Here is a 17577-nt window from a genome sequence, read left to right as displayed (position 1 = left end):
GCGAGCTTTGCTCGCTCCTACCGTGTGGACAACCTGTCGCACCCCATTTGCCATAATGCCTTTTATCCCGCCAGCATCCCCGTTTTCCACAGGCCGAAGGTTGTCCACGGATAATGTGCAACCTCCTGTGGAAAACATGGTGGCATGTTCACCTAAGCCACACACCGCGTGGCCTACAGAGCTGTGATCGTTTTTTGATCAATGGCATGGCATGGATGGATTTCTGTGTGTTTTCAACGCCCTGTGCGGATTTACGGATTTCTACAAAGGCTGTGGATAAGTCTGTGCAAAAACCTTGGACAGACTGCTGTAGGCGGCATGGCTGAAAGCCTTGGGCCATCACCCATGGACTGATCGCGGACCGTACAAGGCTGAAAGGGTTCCGCTCCGGGCAGAAGTTGCCCCCATTGAGTGGGGAAAGGCTTGTGGATAACGTGCGCATAGCTGGCCGTAGCCCGCTGATGGCGAGGGTTTGCGGCATATGAACAAAAAATGACCAACTGCACCACGGCTTGCTGAGTGTGCGTGGCGCGGGCATGCTGCACCCCTGCCCACACTCCTACCGTGAGGAACACTGCATGACATCCACCGTCTTCATCACTGGCGCCACTTCCGGCTTTGGCGAGGCCACTGCCCGACGTTTTGCCGAGGCAGGCTGGAAACTGGTGCTGACGGGCCGGCGCAAGGACCGCCTTGATGCGCTGTGCGCCGAACTGTCGGCCAAGACCGAGGTGCATGGCCTGGTACTGGACGTGCGGGACCGCAAAGCCATGGAGCAGGCCATCGCCAACCTGCCGGCAGGCTTCGACAAGCTGCAGGGCCTGGTCAACAACGCGGGCCTGGCGTTGGGTGTGGATGCGGCGCAAAACTGCAGCCTGGACGACTGGGAGACCATGGTCGACACCAATATCAAAGGCCTGATGTTCACCACACGCCTGCTGCTGCCACGCCTGATCGCCCACGGCCGTGGGGCATCGATCCTGAACGTGGGGTCGGTGGCAGGTAACTACCCATACCCTGGCAGCAACGTGTATGGCGGCACCAAGGCGTTTGTCGGGCAGTTTTCCCTGAGCCTGCGCTGTGACCTGCGCGGCACCGGCGTGCGGGTGAGCAACATCGAGCCTGGGCTGTGCGAGAGCGAGTTCTCATTGGTGCGCTTCGCTGGGGACCAGGCCAAATACGATGCCACCTACGCTGGCGCCGAGCCCATTCAGCCCCAGGACATTGCCGAGACCATCTTCTGGATTCTCAACCAGCCTGCGCACATCAACATCAACAGCCTGGAACTGATGCCGGTGAGCCAGGACTGGGCTGGGTTCGCCATCGACCGTTCTGCCAAGGGCTGACTGCGAAGGGCTTAGGCCAAGCTTTGCAGGCCTTCCAGGCAGGTTGCCAGGTGGTAGGGGGTGGTAGACGGCATGTCATGCCGGCTTACTGCCCCCTCGCCGTCCCGGCATTCATACCAGCCGCCGGCATGCAGAAACTGCCGTTCCATCGCCTCTAGCTGGGCAGGGAGCATGGCTTGGCTACCAGGCCGCAGGGCTAAGGCCCGCAGGTATTCAGCCTGTGCCCAGATGCGCTGGGTAGCGTCCAGTACATTACCGTGCACATCGAGCGTGGCCACCACCGCAGCCCCTTTTACCCCGAACCGCTCGGCAAAGCCGAAGGCCCGGTCGATGGAAGCGTGCAGGGGCGTGTCGCGCAGCAGGGGCGAGGTGTGCAGCAGGTAGAACCACTCGAACTGATGCCCCGGCTCGAACCAGTTATCCACAGCACCGCGTGGCTTTTCCAGCATCAGGCCGTGAGCCGGTTCGATGAAGTGCGCTTCGAGGGCATCGCACAGCTGCAGCAGCGCCTGGCGAACGGGGTCGTCGTCACGTACTGCCAGCACCTTGAGGAAGGCTTCGGCCAGGTGCATCTGCGGGTTCTGCAGCGGGCCGCTGCCCAGGTCGGCCCAGTCTTCACCCAGGCAGGCTTCGTACAGGCCCTCTTCACGGGCGAATTGCTGGGCAATGATATCGAGCGCGGCGTTCAGGGTGGATTCAACGAGGCTCTGCTTGACCTGGCCCCAATAGTGCGCGCAGGCGAACACGATGAAGGCATGGGTGTACAGGTCCTTGCGCCGATCAAGCGGCTTGCCCTGGGCGTCGATGCTGTAGAACCAGCCACCGTGCTCAGCATCGTGGAAGTGCTTTTGCAGCGAGCGGAACAGCGCCGCCGCCCGTTCGGCGGCACCGGGCTCGCCGATGCGGCTGCTGAACAGGTACAACTGGCGTGCGCAGGCCATGGCCCGGTAGCGCTGCACCGGCAGTGGACGGTGGTTGGCGTCCAGCGACTCAAACGGCAAGGCCAGGTCGGCGTTCCAGCCAGGCCCCTGCCACAGCGGCACGATGCATTCGGCGAAGTGCTGGCTGAAACGGGCCAGGGCGGGCAGGGAAGAAGAGGGGTGAGACATGTTCGCGCTCGTCGCTGTCAGGCAGGGCGCCATGGTAGCAGAAGTGGGGTGTGCAGTTGCCTGTGCAGGCCTCACCCCAGGTCACCCGTCAACCCGGATTACCAAGCCCTTGCCAATGGCGAGCGCCCACGAAAATGAAGCGCAACTGCTGGGTGATCTTTTCCTGGGCCGTGAGTGCTTGTGGATAACCCGGCCCCGGGCTGTCGATCAGCTCGGGCAGGGTCGCGAACACGGTTTTCACCACCAGGTCAGCCATTACCGCCAGCGCCGCACCGTCAAGATGCTGCCAGCGCTTCATGCGGGCCAGGTCAGTGGCCAGGTCGTCGCTGATGTTCTGGCGCAGGCAGGCGATGGCCTGGCGTACGGCCTGGGAGCCACCATACTGCTCGCGGGCCAGAAACAGAAACTGCGCGCGGTGCGCGGCGACCACATCCAGGAAGATACGCACCGAGGCGTCGGTGATGCCGCCCAGTTCGAATTCGTTCTGCCGCACCAGGCGGATGGTCTGGCGGAAGGTATTGTCGACCTCGGCCACCAAGGCCAGGCCCAGGGCATCCATATCGGAAAAGTGCCGGTAGAAACCGGTGGGCACAATGCCCGCCGTCTTGGCCACTTCACGCAGGCTGATACTGCCGAACCCGCGGCCACTCTCCATGAGCAGGCAGGCGGCATCCAGCAGGGCCTGGCGGGTTTGCAGCTTCTGTTCGGCGCGCGGCAACATGATGCGGGCTTCTTTGACGGTGAGGCTGGGCACTCTAGTTAAAAAAACGAAGCCCGGTCAATGGACCGGGCCAAGGGGTAGCAGGGGGTATGACAGCGTTTGCGCTTGTCAGCCATAGGGTCAGCTCACGCGACGGGTTTCGATCAGACGATCCGAACCGCCCTCGGCGACGCGGCCCTGTTGCTCGATCAGGCGATCGGAGCCGCCTTCAGCTACGGTCTTTAAAGCCTGCACGTGTTCGACAGTGCTGGCGCGTGACTCAGCTGTCAGGTGCTGTTCGGTGGCCGGCAGCGCAAAGGCATTGGCTGCAAGTAAGGACAAAGCCAGGGTCAGGAGATGGCGTTTCATGATCGGGTGCTCCTCTTGGGGGCTGGAAAGTGGGTACGAAGCCAATGCTACGCCGCGTACCTCCAGAGAGAAGTTCATCCTGGTAATGGTAAACATCGACCGTATCGATAGCGTGTTCCAAGGTGTCTAGTTGGCTGCTTTGCGAGCGGTAGAGGGAAATTCTTGGCTATGATGGCGTCATCAATAAAACCCTGAGGGGTTTCGTCAGTCCCACATAAACCAGCATCACCGCTGTATTTGTTTACGCCATAGCGCATGGAGACCCACGCAATGACGCGTCCCGCCAGAATCACCCTCTGGACCCTGCTCACGCTGCTGACCCTGCTGGCGATCCTGGTGGTAGTGATCGCCACGTTCGACTGGAACCGGGTCAAGCCACTGATCAACGAGAAAGTGTCCGAAGCCCTGCATCGGCCGTTCGCCATTAATGGCAACCTTGCCGTGCACTGGCGCACCGAGCCTGAGGAAGGCGGCTGGCGTGCCTGGGTACCTTGGCCGCGTTTCGTTGCCGAGGACCTTTCCCTGGGCAACCCGGATTGGCTGAAGACGCCGCAGATGGTCGGCCTCGAGCGCGTCGAGTTTCGCCTGGCCCCGCTGCCGCTGCTGGCGCAGCGCATCAGCATCCCGCGCATCGACTTGACCAAGCCCACCGCCAGCCTTACCCGGCTGGCCGATGGCCGCGCCAACTGGACGTTCGACTTCGGCCCGAAGGATGAAAACGAAGCGCCCTCCAAGTGGCAGCTGGACATTGGCGCGATCGGCTTCGACCAGGGCAACGTCAGCTTCGACGACCAGACCCTGAAGGCCCGCATGAAGGTGCAGATCGACCCACTGGGCAAGCCTATTCCGTTCAGCGAGATCGTTGGCAAGGCCGCCGCCGAGAAGGCCGGGGCAGCTCAGGACTATGCCTTCGGCCTGAAAGCCGAGGGCCGTTACAAAGACCAGCCCGTATCCGGCACGGGCAAGATCGGCGGCTTGCTGGCACTGCAGGACGCCAACCAGCCATTCCCGCTGCAGGCCGACGTGCGTATTGCCGATACCCATGTGGTGCTTGCCGGCACCCTGACCGACCCCCGCAACCTCGGCGCACTGGACCTGCGCCTGCGGCTGTCGGGTGCCAGCCTGGGCAACCTCTACCCGCTGACCGGTGTGACCCTGCCGGATACCCCTGCCTATTCCACCGATGGCCGCCTGAAGGCAAACCTGCATGCCGCGCAAGGCGCCACGTTCGAGTATCAAGGCTTCAACGGCAAGATCGGTGACAGCGACATCCATGGTGACCTGGCCTTCGTCGGCAGCAAGCCGCGGCCCAAGCTGTCGGGCAAGCTGGTGTCCAACCAGTTGCTGTTCAAGGACCTGGCGCCGCTGATCGGGGCCGACTCCAACGCTGAGCAAAAAGCCCGTGGTGGCGCCAGCAAGCAGCCCACCGACAAAGTGCTGCCGGTGGAGGAGTTCCGCACTGAACGCTGGCGCGCCATGGATGCCGATGTCACCTTTGCTGGCAAGCGCATCGTGCACAGCGAGCAGTTGCCATTCACCGACCTCTCGGCCCACGTGATCCTGGACGATGGCCTGCTGCGCCTGGAACCGCTGCGCTTTGGCGTAGCGGGCGGCAACCTGGCTTCCAGGATTCGCCTGGATGGTCGCAATGTGCCGTTGCAGGGCCGCGCCCAGCTGACGGCGCGTGGCTTCAAGCTCAAGCAGCTGTTCCCCACCTTTGCGCCCATGCAGAGCAGCTTCGGCGAACTGAACGGCGACGCTGACATCAGCGGCCGCGGTAATTCCGTGGCGGCATTGCTGGGTACAGCCAACGGCGACTTGCGCATGCTCGTCAACGATGGCGCCATCAGCCGTAGCCTCATGGAAATCGCAGGCTTGAACGTGGGCAATTACATCGTCGACAAGCTCTTCGGTGACGAAGATGTGAAGATCAACTGCGCCGCTGCCGATGTGGGCATCAAGGATGGCCTGGCCAGTACGCGGCTCTTCATCTTCGATACCGAGAACGCGATCATCTACATCAACGGCACGGCCAATTTCGCCAACGAGCACCTGGACCTCAAGGTTACGCCGGAGTCCAAGGGCCTGCGGCTGTTCTCCCTGCGTTCGCCGTTGTACGTACGCGGCAAGTTCGCCAAGCCCAGCGCGGGCGTACAGGCCGTGCCCCTGGCACTGCGTGGCGCAGGCATGGTAGCGCTGGGTGTGGTTGCAGGGCCTGCCGCAGGCCTGCTGGCCCTGATCGCACCCAGCAGCGGCGATGACCCCAACCAGTGCACCCCGTTGTTGCAGCAGATGAAGGAAGGCAAGGCACCGGCAGCCGTGAAAGGGCGCCGGTAAACGCGAGCACGGATCGCGTTGTGCTCGCCTGGACATGACTTCAACCCCAAAAAAAAGAGGCCGCAAATGCGGCCTCTTTCGGTTCAGCAACTCCTGTTACAGGCCATCGAGCAGGTCCGACATATCGTCGGCATGCTCTTCTTCCTGCGCCAGGATTTCTTCGAAAATGCGACGGGTAGTCGGGTCCTTGTCACCGATGTACTGGATGATCTCGCGGTAGCTGTCGACGGCGATACGCTCGGCCACCAGGTCTTCCAGCACCATCTCCTTCAGGGTTTTGCCCGCCACATACTGCGCGTGAGAGTTCTTGCTCAGGTTGTCCGGGTTGAAGTCCGGCTCGCCGCCCAGCTGGACGATACGCTCGGCCAGTTTGTCAGCGTGTTCGGCTTCCTGGTTGGCGTGTTCCAGAAACTCATCGGCCGCCACGCTGGCCTTGACGCCAGAGGCCATGAAGTAGTGGCGCTTGTAGCGCAGCACGCAGACCAGTTCAGTTGCCAGCGACTCGTTCAGCAGGGTGATGATGCGTTCGCGGTCGGCGCTGTAGCCTTCCGTCACCGCACCATTTTCCACGTGCTCGCGGGCGCGTTTGCGAAGGGTCTGTACGTCGGTCATTTCAGTCGAGCTCATGTCTATCTCCGAAAATATCAAGGTAGTCGTGGAGTGGTCCTGGAAGGCTTACGCGCCTGGCACGGCGTCGCGGTCTTCTTCACGTTGTTTGCAGGTTTTGAAGCCTTTTGCATCCACATGGCCGGTGGCGTCGAAGCGCACGTAGTACGGCTGCTGGTGGCCATCACGGTTGAGGATGTAGTCGTTGCAGGTGCCGCCGTTTGGCAGGTCGATGACATTGGACGGGCTGCCGCCGATGGCGATGACCTTCTGCATGGTCATGCCGTGCTCCACCTGCTTGACCAGCGGCTCTTCACGATAGGTCACGTAGTCCACCGGGTTTTCTGGGCGGCTGCCACAGGCGGCCAGGGTGGCGCTGGCCAGTAGAATCGCCAGGGTCTGCTTGATCATCGTCCCGCTCCTTGCACAAAAGGGTATGTGCAAGTTTGGAACCTCGCGCAGCGCCAGGAGTTCGATCGCGCTAGCCAATTGCCTGCAAGCGGGCGGGCAGGGGGAAGCTGTGGGTATTTCTTGGCTACACTCACAGCGTCGACCGTGCATCGGGCGCGGGGCCCAGGAGATCACTTCATGAAATGGCTACACGTTCCGTTTTTGATGGTGGCGGTGCTGTTCAGCGCCCAAGGTTTCGCGGCCAACACCGCCCAGCAGGAAAAAATGAAAACCTGCAACGCCAACGCCGGGTCGTTGAAGGGCGATGAGCGCAAGGCATACATGAGCACGTGCCTGAAGAAGCAGGCGCCGCAGACCCAGCAGGAAAAAATGAAGACCTGCAACGCCGACGCCACGGCCAAGACGCTCAAGGGTGAGGCGCGCAAGGCCTACATGAGCGACTGTCTGAAGAAGAAATGACCTGCGCCTATGCGTGCAGGCATAACGCTGGCAGACTGCGGATCTTCTTCGCTGTCTGCCGCTGAGGCTGTATGACCTTCACCCCCCGCCAAGTCACCCTGGCCAGTTGGATTATCGTATTTGCCGGTTTGCTGCTGGCGTTGCCATTGAAGTTGCTGCCCAGCCTGCTGGCGGGCCTGCTGGTATTCGAGCTGGTCAACATGCTTACCCCGCGCCTGCAGCCGTTGATGGCCGGGCAGCGGGCACGCTGGCTGGCGGTGGCGCTACTGAGCACGCTGGTGGTGACCACGCTGACCTTGCTGATTGCCGGTGCTTTCAGCTTCTTGCTGCACGAAGCGGAAAACCCAGGCGCCTCGCTGGACAAGTTCATGGCGCTGGTGGAACGCGCGCGGGGCCAGTTGCCGCCGTTCATCGAAGGCTACCTGCCGGCCAGTGCGGCAGAGTTCAAGGTGGCCATCGGGGACTGGATCAAGAGCCACCTCAGCGACTTGCAGCTGGTCGGCAAGGGCATGGCGCACATGTTCGTGACGCTGCTGATCGGCATGATCCTGGGCGCCATCGTGGCCTTGCAGCGCATCCCTGACATTTCCCGGCGCAAGCCATTGGCTGCGGCGTTGTTCGAGCGCCTGAGCCTGCTGGTGCAGGCGTTTCGCAATATCGTTTTTGCGCAGATCAAGATCTCGCTGCTCAACACGGCCTTCACCGGCATCTTCCTGGCAGTGGTGTTGCCGCTGTTCGGCGTACACCTGCCGCTGACCAAGACGCTGATCGTACTGACCTTCCTGCTGGGCCTGCTGCCGGTGATCGGCAACCTGATGTCCAACACCCTCATCACCATCGTCGGGTTGTCGTTGTCGATCTGGGTAGCCGCCGCTGCGCTGGTGTACCTGATCGTCATCCACAAGGTGGAGTACTTCCTCAATGCGAAGATCGTCGGTGGGCAGATCAGGGCCAAGGCCTGGGAACTGCTGCTGGCCATGCTGGTGTTCGAAGCGGCATTCGGCCTGCCCGGCGTGGTGGCCGGGCCGGTGTATTACGCCTACCTGAAAAGCGAGCTGCGCCGCGCTGAACTGGTGTAGGCGGATGCCTGGGGCGTATGAGGCCCCGCGGGCTCAGGCAGCGCCGTAGCGCTTGCGGGCCTCGATGGCCAGGCCGCTGCCGATGCTGCCGAAGATGTTGCCTTCCACATGCTGCGCATTGGGCAGCATGGCCGCCACGCTGTTGCGCAGCGCAGGTATGCCACTGGAGCCCCCGGTGAAGAACACCGTGTCGACCTGCGTTTGGCTCACGCCGGCCTTGGCCAGCAGTTCGGTCACGCTGCCGCGCACACGTTCCAGCAGCCCCTCGATGGCGCTTTCGAACAGCACCCGCGACAGGTCTACGCCCAGGTCCCGCTCGATACGGCCAAGGTCCACGCGGCGGCTTTGTTGTTCGGTCAGCTCGATCTTGCTGGCTTCGACTTCCATGGCCAGCCAGTGCCCGGCGCGTTCCTCGATCAGCTTGAACAGGCGGTCCACGCCCAGGGTGTCTTCGATGTCGTAGCGCATGCTGCCCAGGGCCAACTGCGACTTCTGCGAGTACAGGGCGTTGATGGTGTGCCAGGTCGCCAGGTTCAGGTGGTAGCTGGTGGGCATCAGCGCGCCGCTCTTCATGCGGCTGCCGTAGCCGAACAGGGGCATCACGCCCTGCAGGCTCAGTTGCTTGTCAAAGTCGGTGCCGCCAATGTGCACGCCGCCAGTGGCCAGAATGTCGTTTTGCCGTTCGGCCACGTTGTGGCGCTGCGGGGACAGGCGGATGAGCGTGAAGTCGGAGGTACCGCCGCCGATGTCGACGATCAGCACCAGCTCTTCACGGCTGATGCCAGACTCATAGTCGAAAGCTGCGGCGATCGGTTCGTACTGGAACGACACCTCCTTGAAACCGAGCTTGCGCGCCACCTCGGCCAGGGTGTCTTCGGCCTCCTGGTCGGCTGCTGGGTCTTCGTCGACGAAAAACACCGGCCGGCCCAGCACCACCTGGTCGAACTCGCGGCCGGCCTCGGCCTCGGCGCGCTTTTTCAGCTCGCCGATGAACATGCCCAGCAGGTCCTTGAAGGGCAGTGCGCTGCCCAGCACGCTGGTGTCGTGCTTGATCAGCTTGGAGCCCAGCAGGCTCTTGAGCGAGCGCATCAGGCGGCCTTCGTAGCCTTCCAGGTATTCGTGCAACGCCAGGCGGCCGTAAACCGGGCGGCGCTCTTCGATATTGAAGAACACCACGGACGGCAAGGTGATCTTGCCGTCTTCCAGGGCAATCAGCGATTCCCGGCCAGGGCGGTGCCAGCCAACCGTGGAATTGGAGGTGCCAAAGTCGATGCCCAGGGCGCGGGCCGGGGTTACGTCGGACATGGGAATGAGCTTCCGGAGGTAAAACGGCCGCGCAGTTTATGCCAGTTGGCTGGAGAATCAAGGCCGGTCGTCTGCCATGGCGCAACCCCAAGCGGGTCTTGAAAGGCTATGCTTGACCCCTATCTTCTGTAGCGATACGCACATTCACATTGGTGATCCCCAGATGGACTTCAAAGACTACTACAAGATACTTGGCGTAGAGCCCACCGCGGACGACAAGGCGATCAAGGCCGCGTATCGCAAGCTGGCCCGCAAGTATCACCCTGACGTCAGCAAGGAGCGCGACGCCGAGGACAAATTCAAGGAGGCCAACGAGGCCTACGAGGTGCTGGGCGACGCCCAGAAGCGCGCCGAATTCGACGAGATCCGCAAGTACGGTGGCCAGCACGGTCGACCGTTCCAGGCGCCGCCCGGCTGGGAAGGCCGTGGCGCGGGTGGTGGGGGCGGCTTCGAAGGGGGCGATTTTTCCGATTTTTTCAGCTCGATGTTCGGTGGCCGGGGTGGCAACCCCTTCGGCGGCGCCCGGCAACAGCAGCGCAGTGCCGGCAGGCGGGGGCAGGACGTGGAGCTTGAACTGGCAGTCTTCCTTGAAGAAACACTGAGCAAAGAGTCCAAGCAGATCAGCTTCCAAGTGCCGCAGACCAACGCCATGGGGCAACGCACCGGGTTCACCACCAAAACCCTGAACGTCAAGATTCCTGCCGGGGTTACCGACGGCGAGCGCATCCGCCTGAAGGGCCAGGGTGCACCTGGCAGTGGTGGCGGCGCCAACGGCGACCTGTTCCTGACCATTCGCATGGCGCCGCACCCGCTGTTCGACGTGGAAGGGCACGACCTGATCATCACCGTGCCGCTGGCGCCGTGGGAGGCCGCCCTGGGCACCAAGGTGGCGGTGCCTACCCTGGAGGGCAAGATCAACCTCACCATCCGCCCCGATAGCCAGAGCGGCCAGCGCCTGCGCGTGCCGGGCAAGGGCCTGGCCGACAAACAAGGCCAGCGTGGCAACCTGTATGCGCAGCTCAAGGTGGTCATGCCGGCCACCTCCGACGAGTCAACCCGTGAACTGTGGGCCAAGCTTTCCGAAAAGGCCGCGTTCAACCCGAGGGCACAATGGAGTAAGTGATCATGAGCAGCACCCTGATCGTTCAACTGGACATGCGTACCTTGTGTCAGGAGGCCGACGTCACGGCCGACTGCGTGATCGAGATCGTCGAACACGGCATTGTGGAACCGTCCGGGCGCACGCCCGAGGACTGGCTGTTCGACGATCAGGCGCCGTTGCTGGCCAGGCGCGCCGCCAAGCTGCACCACGAGCTGGAGCTGGAGTGGGAGGGGGTGGCACTGGCACTGGAGTTGCTGCAGGAGGTGCAGCAACTTCGCAGCGAGAACACCATGTTGCGCCAGCGCCTGGGCAGGTTCACGCAGATGTAGGCGCCGCCCCGGGGTTCAACAGCAACTGCATGAAGGTGAGGTCCAGCCAACGGCCGAACTTCACCCCAACCTGCGGCATCTGCCCGGTGGTCACGAAGCCCAGCCTTTCGTGCAGGCGCACCGAGGCTGCGTTGCCGCTCTCGATGGCGGCCACCATCACATGCTTGCCGCCGCTGCGGGCCCGCTCTACCAGCAGGGTCATCAGCGCAGGCCCCAGGCCCTTGCCGCGCTGGTCGCTGCGCACGTACACCGAGTGTTCCACCGTGTTGCGAAACCCTTCGAACGGGCGCCAGTCGCCAAACGACGCATAGCCGAGCACGCCGGTTTCGTCCACCGCCACCAGGATGGGGTAGCCCTGTTGCGCGCGCGCCGCGAACCAGGCCTGGCGGTTAACCAGGTCTACGGGTGTTTCGTTCCAGATCGCCGTGGTGTTGCGCACCGCGTCGTTGTAGATGTCGAGAATGCCCGGCACATCGCTGAGCAGGGCATCGCGTAGTTGGTAACTCATGACAGCGTCTCGCAAAGGGGTTGCGTGCAGGTTAAATGGTTACCAGCCCGCGTACACCCTCGGCCGGCATGTTTTCGCCACGGCCACGCTGGATGATCTCGCCACGGGCCATGACCAGGTACTGGTCGGCCAGTGCTTCGGCGAAATCGTAGAACTGCTCCACCAGCAAAATTGCCATGTCGCCGCGCTGGGCCAGGCGGCGGATCACGGCGCCGATCTCCTTGATCACCGACGGCTGGATACCTTCGGTGGGTTCGTCGAGGATCAGCAGCCGTGGCCGGCTGGCCAGGGCGCGCCCGATGGCCAGCTGTTGCTGCTGGCCACCGGACAGGTCGCCGCCACGTCGCTGTTTCATCTGCTCGAGTACCGGGAACAGCTCGTAGATGAAGGCCGGCACTTCGCGAGCTTCACGGGCAGGGAACCGCGACAGGCCCATCAACAGGTTTTCCTCCACGGTCAGGCGCGGGAAGATCTCGCGGCCCTGGGGCACGTAGGCGATGCCGGCCTGTACCCGTTGCTGGGGCTTGAGCGTGGTAATCGGTTTGCCCTCCCACTGCACGCTGCCTTCGCGGGCCGGTACCAGGCCCATCAGGCAGCGCAGCAGGGTGGTCTTGCCCACCCCGTTGCGCCCCAGCAGGCAAGTCACTTCGCCCACCTTGGCTTCGAAGCTCAGGCCCCTGAGGATGTGGCTGCCGCCGTAGTACTGGTGCAGGCTGTCGATCTTGAGCATGTGAATATTCCCGGAAACGTTGCAGTGCCTGCACCGACCCGCGAGGGGCCAGCCCAGGTTTCAATCCCTAACGGCCTAGATACACCTCGACCACCCGCTCATCCGCCTGCACCTGTTCCAGCGACCCCTGCGCCAGCACACTGCCTTGATGCAACACCGTCACGTGGTCAGCGATGCTGCCGACAAACCCCATGTCGTGCTCCACCACCATCAGCGAATGCTTGCCAGCCAGGCCTTTGAACAGTTCGGCGGTGAACTCGGTCTCGGCGTCGGTCATGCCGGCCACCGGCTCATCCAGCAACAGCAGCTGTGGCTCCTGCACTAGCAGCATGCCAATCTCCAGAAACTGCTTCTGCCCGTGGGACAGCAACCCGGCCTGGCGCCCGGCCAGCGGCAGCAGCCGCAAGGTGGTGAGCACCTGCTCGATACGTTCACGCTGCTCTCCGCTCAGCCTTGCGGCCAGGCTGGCCCACACCGATTTGTCGGCTTTGAGCGCCAGTTCCAGGTTTTCGAACACCGTCAGTGCCTCGAACACCGTAGGCTTCTGGAACTTGCGGCCGATGCCGGCCTGGGCGATCTGGTATTCGCTCATACGGGTCAGGTCGAGGGTGTCGCCAAAGTACGCGGTCCCGGTATCGGGGCGGGTCTTGCCCGTGATCACGTCCATCAGGGTGGTCTTGCCGGCACCGTTCGGGCCGATGATGCAGCGCAGCTCCCCCACACCGATATAGAGGTTCAGGGCATTCAGCGCCTTGAAACCATCGAAGCTAACGCTGACGTCCTCCAGGCTCAGCACTGTGCCGTGGCGGGTGTCCAGGCCGGCTTTGCGGCTGTGGCCAAGGCCAATGGCTTCTCGCCCGGCGCCAAGCTGGTCGAAGACGGGTTCGAGCATGAATTCCGGGTGAACCGGCGGCACACCTCTCATGGCTGGCTCCTTTTCTTCAGCAGCCCGACCACCCCTTTGGGCAGGTACAGGGTCACCAGGATGAACAGCGCGCCCAGGAAGAACAGCCAGAACTCCGGGAAGGCCACGGTGAACCAGCTCTTCATGCCATTGACCAGGCCAGCGCCGAGCAGCGGGCCAATCAATGTGCCGCGCCCGCCCAGGGCGACCCACACGGCGGCTTCGATGGAGTTGGTGGGCGACATCTCGCTGGGGTTGATGATGCCCACCTGCGGCACGTACAAGGCGCCTGCCAAACCGCACAGCACAGCGCTGAGCACCCACACCAGCAGCTTGAACCCGCGTGGGTCGTAGCCGCAGAACATCATGCGGTTCTCGGCATCGCGCACGGCGGTGAGCAAACGCCCGAACTTGCTGCGGGTCAGCCGCCAGCACAGGTACAGGCTGGCCAGTAGCAGGCTCACGGTGAGCAGGAACAGCACCGCACGGGTGCCGGGCGCGGCAATGTCGAAGCCCAGGATGGACCGGAAGCTGGTGAAGCCGTTGTTGCCGCCAAAACCGGTCTCGTTGCGAAAGAACAGCAACATGCCGGCAAAGGTCAGGGCCTGGGTCATGATCGAGAAGTACACGCCCTTGATGCGCGAACGGAACGCAAACCAGCCAAACGCCAGCGCCAGCAGCCCGGGCGCCAGCACGACCAGGCACAGGGCCCAGGCAAAGTGCTGGGTGCCGGCCCAGTACCACGGCAGCTCGGTCCACGACAGGAAGGTCATGAACCCGGGCAGCCCGTCACCGGCAGCCTGGCGCATCAGGTACATGCCCATGGCGTAACCGCCCAGGGCAAAGAACAGACCGTGGCCCAGGGACAGCAGCCCGGCGTAGCCCCACACCAGGTCCAGAGCCAGGGCGACGATGGCGTAGCAGAGGATCTTGCCGACCAGGGTCAGCGTGTAGGCCGAGACGTGCAGGGCATGTTCTGCCGGCAGCAGTGACAGCAGCGGCAGTGCTATCAGCACCAGTGTGGCGGCGCAGCCGGCGGCCAGCGACAGGCGTGGCCCGGCTTTTTGCGCAGCGGTGACAAGCAGTGGCTGGTTCATCAGTCGATTACCCGTCCCTTGAGGGCGAACAGGCCTTGCGGGCGTTTCTGGATGAACAGAATGATCAACGCAAGGATGAGGATCTTGCCGAGTACCGCGCCTATCTGCGGTTCCAGCAGCTTGTTGGCGATGCCTAGGCCGAAGGCCGCCCAGAGGCTGCCGGCCAGCTGGCCGACACCGCCTAGCACCACCACCAGGAAGGAGTCGATGATGTAGCTCTGGCCAAGGTCCGGGCCCACGTTGCCGACCTGGCTGAGGGCAACGCCACCCAGCCCGGCAATGCCCGAGCCCAGGCCGAAGGCCAGCATGTCGATGCGCCCGGTGGGCACCCCGCAGCAGGCGGCCATGTTGCGGTTCTGGGTGACCGCTCGCACGTTCAGGCCTAGCCGCGTGCGGTTGAGCAGCAGCCAGGTAAGCAGCACCACTGCCAGGGCGAAGACGATGATCACCAGGCGGTTGTAGGGCAGTACCAGGTTGGGCAGCAGCTGGATGCCACCGGACAACCAGCCCGGGTTGCTGACCTCGACGTTCTGCGCCCCGAACAGCAGGCGGATGGCCTGGATCAGCATCAGGCTGATGCCCCAGGTGGCCAGCAGGGTTTCCAGTGGGCGGCCATACAGGTGGCGGATGACCGTGCGCTCCAGGGCCATGCCTACCCCGGCACTGACGGCGAACGCCACCGGCAGGGCAATCAGCGGGTAGAACTCGATGGCGCCCGGGGCGTAGCGCTGCACCAGCACCTGCACCATGTAGGTGCTGTAGGCGCCAAGCATCAGCATCTCGCCATGGGCCATATTGATGACCCCCAGCAGGCCAAAGGTAATGGCCAGGCCCAGGGCGGCCAGCAGCAGGATCGAACCCAGCGACAGGCCGCTGAACGCCTGGCCCAGCAGTTCACCCATCAGGAGCTTGCGCTTGACCTGGGCCAGGCTGGTTTCGGCAGCGGTGCGCACTGCCGGGTCGGCTTCAGCCTCCGGTTGCAGCAAGGCTTCCAGGCGGGTGCGGGCCATGGGGTCGCCCGTTTCGCCCAGCAGGCGCACGGCGGCCAGGCGGACGCCAGGCTCGCTGGCGCCCAATTGCAGATTGGCCAGGGCCAGGCCAAGGGCGGCGTGCACGGCAGGGTCGGGGTCGTTGGCATAGCGCCGGTCCAGCCAGGCCATCTGCGCCGGTTGAGCGCTTTTTTGCAGTTGCCTGGCCGCTGCCAGGCGGGTTTCGCTGTTGTCACTGAGCAGTTGATGGCTGGCCAGGGTATTGTCGATCAGCCCGCGCAAGCGGTTGTTCAGGCGTACCTTGCGGGTATCGTCCTGTGCGATGCGGCCCTGGCGCAGGTTTTCCAGCAGGGCCAGGCGCGCAGGGTCGGGTTGTGCGGCCCAGCTTTCGAGCAGGCGGGCCTGCTCGGCGGGCTTGGCGGCAAAAAAGAATTCGCCTTCGCTGGCTTCGGCAGCCAGGGGCAGGAGCAGCAAGAGGATGAGGAGGTATCTGAGCATCTGGGCCATCCTGGAAATCGGTGTTGGAGTCATCGCGGGCAAGCCCGCGCTCACGTCGGCATGGAAGGGTTTGAAACCAATGCTGTCTCTGTGGGCGCGGGTTGCCTGCGATTGGGGCCGCAGTGCCTCAGTTACTCTTCACCGCATAATCAGGCCGCTTGTCGTTGCCTGGAATGAAGGGGCTCCAAGGCTGCGCGCGCAGGGGTTGCTCGGTCTCCCACACCACGCTGAACTGGCCGTCGTCCTGGATCTCGCCGATCATCACCGGCTTGTGCAGGTGGTGGTTGGTCTTGTCCATGGTCAGGGTGAAGCCTGAAGGTGCCTGGAACGTCTGCCCGGCCAGTGCTTCACGTACCTTGTCCACATCAGTGGACTTGGCTTTCTCCACCGCCTGGGCCCACATGTGGATGCCCACGTAGGTGGCTTCCATGGGGTCGTTGGTCACGGCCTTGTCGGCGCCGGGCAGCTTCTTGGCCTTGGCGTAGGCTTTCCAGTCGGCAACGAACTTCTGGTTGACCGGGTTATCCACCGACTCGAAGTAGTTCCAGGCCGCCAGGTGGCCTACCAGTGGCTTGGTGTCGATGCCGCGCAGTTCTTCTTCACCTACCGAGAACGCCACCACCGGCACATCGGTTGCCTTCATGCCCTGGTTGGCCAGCTCCTTGTAGAACGGTACGTTGGAGTCGCCGTTGACGGTGGAGATGACCGCGGTCTTGCCGCCTGCGGAGAATTTCTTGATGTTGGCGACGATGGTCTGGTAGTCGCTGTGGCCGAACGGGGTGTATACCTCCTCGATGTCCTTGTCGGCCACGCCCTTGCTGTGCAGGAAGGCGCGCAGGATCTTGTTGGTGGTGCGCGGGTAGACGTAGTCGGTGCCCAGCAGGTAGAAGCGCTTGGCGCTGCCGCCGTCCTCGCTCATCAGGTACTCCACGGCCGGGATGGCTTGCTGGTTGGGCGCCGCGCCGGTGTAGAACACGTTGGGCGACATTTCTTCACCCTCGTACTGCACCGGGTAGAACAGCAGGCCATTGAGCTCCTCGAACACCGGCAGTACGGATTTACGCGATACCGAAGTCCAGCAGCCGAACACCACGGCGACCTTGTCCTGGGTCAGCAGTTGGCGGCTCTTCTCGGCGAACAGGGGCCAGTTGGAGGCCGGGTCTACCACCACGGGCTCCAGCATCTTGCCGTTGACGCCGCCCTTGGCGTTGATCTCGTCGATGGTCATCAGCGCCATGTCCTTGAGCGACGTCTCGGAGATGGCCATGGTGCCGGACAGCGAATGGAGAATGCCGACCTTGATGGTTTCGGCGGCCTGGATGGTCCAGCTCAGGCCCATGGCGGCGATCGATGCGCTGAGGGTAAAGGCCTTGATCAAACTGCGACGCTTCATGTGCTCTCTCCGCTGCGTTTTTTTTTGAGTGTTGGGTAAGCGGGGAGTGGGGTTGCAAGGGGTGTGCCTAGTGGTGGAGCGGGGCTAGCGCGGGTTACAGCGCATTATTTGGGCAGGCTGACGTAACAGACTGGTGCGTGGTCGATGCGCCTGCACGTTCTTGGTGCTGGCCTGTCGATTTGTATTCGAAGTGATGAATCGAGATCGCTCGATCTGCTTCTCTTGATCTGCTTCTTTGGCAACAGCCAATTTGACTGAAGTACGACACTGCTTTTGCTTTCGCTTCTAAGCGCGCGATAGCTCAGG

General features: G+C 63.0%; 18 protein-coding genes and 1 pseudogene. 7 read left to right on the top strand and 12 right to left on the bottom strand.

The features are described 5' to 3' along the window. The first annotated feature begins 578 nt into the window (after window positions 1-578). A complete protein-coding gene (locus APH25_RS00090; RefSeq protein ID WP_028631811.1) occupies window positions 579-1346 on the top strand; it encodes an SDR family oxidoreductase in 768 nt (255 codons plus the stop codon). 11 nt (window positions 1347-1357) lie between these two features. Here the strand turns inward: APH25_RS00090 and APH25_RS00085 are convergent, their stop codons facing one another. The 3 genes and pseudogenes from APH25_RS00085 to APH25_RS00075 form a co-directional block, all read right to left on the bottom strand. Next, on the bottom strand, window positions 1358-2455 hold the full coding sequence (locus APH25_RS00085) for an AGE family epimerase/isomerase (protein ID WP_060480675.1): 1098 nt from the start codon (window positions 2453-2455) through the stop codon (window positions 1358-1360). An 88-nt stretch (window positions 2456-2543) separates the two neighbouring features. Then, window positions 2544-3176, bottom strand: a complete 633-nt coding sequence (locus APH25_RS00080) for a TetR family transcriptional regulator (RefSeq protein ID WP_028631809.1) — start codon at window positions 3174-3176, stop codon at window positions 2544-2546. A 138-nt stretch (window positions 3177-3314) separates the two neighbouring features. After that, window positions 3315-3524, bottom strand: a pseudogene (locus APH25_RS00075) (phage infection protein); the annotation flags it as partial. On the opposite strand from APH25_RS00075, the gene APH25_RS25820 reads away from it, so the two are divergent. Both APH25_RS25820 and APH25_RS00070 read left to right on the top strand, forming a co-directional pair. Next, window positions 3523-3654: a hypothetical protein gene (locus tag APH25_RS25820; protein WP_256217453.1), complete on the top strand. Its 132-nt coding sequence runs from the start codon at window positions 3523-3525 to the stop codon at window positions 3652-3654. The pseudogene APH25_RS00075 and the gene APH25_RS25820 overlap by 2 nt on opposite strands. A 140-nt stretch (window positions 3655-3794) precedes the next feature. Further along, on the top strand, window positions 3795-5861 hold the full coding sequence (locus tag APH25_RS00070) for an AsmA family protein (protein WP_060480674.1): 2067 nt from the start codon (window positions 3795-3797) through the stop codon (window positions 5859-5861). Window positions 5862-5957: 96 nt separating this feature from the next. On the opposite strand, the gene APH25_RS00065 is transcribed toward APH25_RS00070, so the two are convergent. After that, entirely contained in the window at window positions 5958-6488 is a 531-nt protein-coding gene (locus APH25_RS00065) for a bacterioferritin (protein ID WP_028631807.1), read from the bottom strand. 48 nt (window positions 6489-6536) lie between these two features. Next, on the bottom strand, window positions 6537-6878 hold the full coding sequence (gene osmE, locus APH25_RS00060; RefSeq protein WP_028631806.1) for an osmotically-inducible lipoprotein OsmE: 342 nt from the start codon (window positions 6876-6878) through the stop codon (window positions 6537-6539). 177 nt (window positions 6879-7055) lie between these two features. Between osmE and APH25_RS00055 the strand changes: the two genes are divergently transcribed. Together APH25_RS00055 and APH25_RS00050 are read left to right on the top strand one after the other, a co-directional pair. Further along, window positions 7056-7337 (top strand): PsiF family protein, encoded by a 282-nt coding sequence (locus APH25_RS00055; protein WP_060480673.1) that lies wholly within the window; start codon window positions 7056-7058, stop codon window positions 7335-7337. A 71-nt stretch (window positions 7338-7408) separates the two neighbouring features. Next, window positions 7409-8416, top strand: coding sequence for an AI-2E family transporter (locus APH25_RS00050; protein WP_028631804.1), 1008 nt, complete (start codon window positions 7409-7411; stop codon window positions 8414-8416). Window positions 8417-8449: 33 nt separating this feature from the next. Here APH25_RS00050 and APH25_RS00045 read toward each other — a convergent pair whose 3' ends face one another. Beyond that, window positions 8450-9721, bottom strand: a complete 1272-nt coding sequence (locus tag APH25_RS00045; RefSeq protein WP_060480672.1) for an Hsp70 family protein — start codon at window positions 9719-9721, stop codon at window positions 8450-8452. A 163-nt stretch (window positions 9722-9884) separates the two neighbouring features. On the opposite strand from APH25_RS00045, the gene cbpA reads away from it, so the two are divergent. Together cbpA and APH25_RS00035 are read left to right on the top strand one after the other, a co-directional pair. Beyond that, complete coding sequence (gene cbpA / locus APH25_RS00040) at window positions 9885-10844, top strand: curved DNA-binding protein (RefSeq protein WP_028631802.1); 960 nt, start codon at window positions 9885-9887, stop codon at window positions 10842-10844. A gap of 2 nt (window positions 10845-10846) precedes the next feature. Beyond that, window positions 10847-11152, top strand: a complete 306-nt coding sequence (locus tag APH25_RS00035) for a chaperone modulator CbpM (protein WP_028631801.1) — start codon at window positions 10847-10849, stop codon at window positions 11150-11152. Here the strand turns inward: APH25_RS00035 and APH25_RS00030 are convergent. The 6 genes from APH25_RS00030 to urtA form a co-directional block, all read right to left on the bottom strand. Then, complete coding sequence (locus APH25_RS00030; protein WP_028631800.1) at window positions 11139-11660, bottom strand: GNAT family N-acetyltransferase; 522 nt, start codon at window positions 11658-11660, stop codon at window positions 11139-11141. The genes APH25_RS00035 and APH25_RS00030 overlap by 14 nt on opposite strands. Window positions 11661-11691: 31 nt before the next feature. Then, on the bottom strand, window positions 11692-12390 hold the full coding sequence (gene urtE, locus APH25_RS00025) for an urea ABC transporter ATP-binding subunit UrtE (protein ID WP_060480671.1): 699 nt from the start codon (window positions 12388-12390) through the stop codon (window positions 11692-11694). 67 nt (window positions 12391-12457) lie between these two features. Beyond that, window positions 12458-13315, bottom strand: a complete 858-nt coding sequence (urtD, locus tag APH25_RS00020) for an urea ABC transporter ATP-binding protein UrtD (RefSeq protein WP_060480670.1) — start codon at window positions 13313-13315, stop codon at window positions 12458-12460. After that, complete coding sequence (gene urtC / locus APH25_RS00015; protein WP_060480669.1) at window positions 13312-14391, bottom strand: urea ABC transporter permease subunit UrtC; 1080 nt, start codon at window positions 14389-14391, stop codon at window positions 13312-13314. Before urtC ends, urtD begins: the two co-directional genes overlap by 4 nt. Next, window positions 14391-15878: an urea ABC transporter permease subunit UrtB gene (urtB, locus tag APH25_RS00010; protein ID WP_177331146.1), complete on the bottom strand. Its 1488-nt coding sequence runs from the start codon at window positions 15876-15878 to the stop codon at window positions 14391-14393. The genes urtC and urtB overlap by 1 nt, the downstream gene beginning before the upstream one ends. A 127-nt stretch (window positions 15879-16005) precedes the next feature. Then, window positions 16006-17271 carry an urea ABC transporter substrate-binding protein gene (gene urtA / locus APH25_RS00005; RefSeq protein ID WP_060480667.1) on the bottom strand — a complete coding sequence of 422 codons (1266 nt, stop codon included), beginning with the start codon at window positions 17269-17271 and terminating at the stop codon, window positions 16006-16008. Between the last annotated feature and the right edge of the window lie 306 nt (window positions 17272-17577).

Source organism: Pseudomonas sp. NBRC 111119, assembly GCF_001320125.1.
Classification (GTDB): domain Bacteria; phylum Pseudomonadota; class Gammaproteobacteria; order Pseudomonadales; family Pseudomonadaceae; genus Aquipseudomonas; species Aquipseudomonas parafulva.
This window is presented reverse-complemented; position numbering and strand designations above follow the sequence as displayed.

What these genes read in the sequence shown, in the direction of transcription:
- APH25_RS00090 (WP_028631811.1), top strand. Translation starts at nt 579, where the DNA reads ATGACATCCACCGTCTTCATCACTGGCGCCACTTCCGGCTTTGGCGAG.
- APH25_RS00085 (WP_060480675.1), bottom strand. Translation starts at nt 2,455, where the DNA reads ATGTCTCACCCCTCTTCTTCCCTGCCCGCCCTGGCCCGTTTCAGCCAG.
- APH25_RS00080 (WP_028631809.1), bottom strand. Translation starts at nt 3,176, where the DNA reads ATGTTGCCGCGCGCCGAACAGAAGCTGCAAACCCGCCAGGCCCTGCTG.
- APH25_RS25820 (WP_256217453.1), top strand. Translation starts at nt 3,523, where the DNA reads ATGATCGGGTGCTCCTCTTGGGGGCTGGAAAGTGGGTACGAAGCCAAT.
- APH25_RS00070 (WP_060480674.1), top strand. Translation starts at nt 3,795, where the DNA reads ATGACGCGTCCCGCCAGAATCACCCTCTGGACCCTGCTCACGCTGCTG.
- APH25_RS00065 (WP_028631807.1), bottom strand. Translation starts at nt 6,488, where the DNA reads ATGAGCTCGACTGAAATGACCGACGTACAGACCCTTCGCAAACGCGCC.
- osmE (WP_028631806.1), bottom strand. Translation starts at nt 6,878, where the DNA reads ATGATCAAGCAGACCCTGGCGATTCTACTGGCCAGCGCCACCCTGGCC.
- APH25_RS00055 (WP_060480673.1), top strand. Translation starts at nt 7,056, where the DNA reads ATGAAATGGCTACACGTTCCGTTTTTGATGGTGGCGGTGCTGTTCAGC.
- APH25_RS00050 (WP_028631804.1), top strand. Translation starts at nt 7,409, where the DNA reads ATGACCTTCACCCCCCGCCAAGTCACCCTGGCCAGTTGGATTATCGTA.
- APH25_RS00045 (WP_060480672.1), bottom strand. Translation starts at nt 9,721, where the DNA reads ATGTCCGACGTAACCCCGGCCCGCGCCCTGGGCATCGACTTTGGCACC.
- cbpA (WP_028631802.1), top strand. Translation starts at nt 9,885, where the DNA reads ATGGACTTCAAAGACTACTACAAGATACTTGGCGTAGAGCCCACCGCG.
- APH25_RS00035 (WP_028631801.1), top strand. Translation starts at nt 10,847, where the DNA reads ATGAGCAGCACCCTGATCGTTCAACTGGACATGCGTACCTTGTGTCAG.
- APH25_RS00030 (WP_028631800.1), bottom strand. Translation starts at nt 11,660, where the DNA reads ATGAGTTACCAACTACGCGATGCCCTGCTCAGCGATGTGCCGGGCATT.
- urtE (WP_060480671.1), bottom strand. Translation starts at nt 12,390, where the DNA reads ATGCTCAAGATCGACAGCCTGCACCAGTACTACGGCGGCAGCCACATC.
- urtD (WP_060480670.1), bottom strand. Translation starts at nt 13,315, where the DNA reads ATGAGAGGTGTGCCGCCGGTTCACCCGGAATTCATGCTCGAACCCGTC.
- urtC (WP_060480669.1), bottom strand. Translation starts at nt 14,391, where the DNA reads ATGAACCAGCCACTGCTTGTCACCGCTGCGCAAAAAGCCGGGCCACGC.
- urtB (WP_177331146.1), bottom strand. Translation starts at nt 15,878, where the DNA reads ATGCTCAGATACCTCCTCATCCTCTTGCTGCTCCTGCCCCTGGCTGCC.
- urtA (WP_060480667.1), bottom strand. Translation starts at nt 17,271, where the DNA reads ATGAAGCGTCGCAGTTTGATCAAGGCCTTTACCCTCAGCGCATCGATC.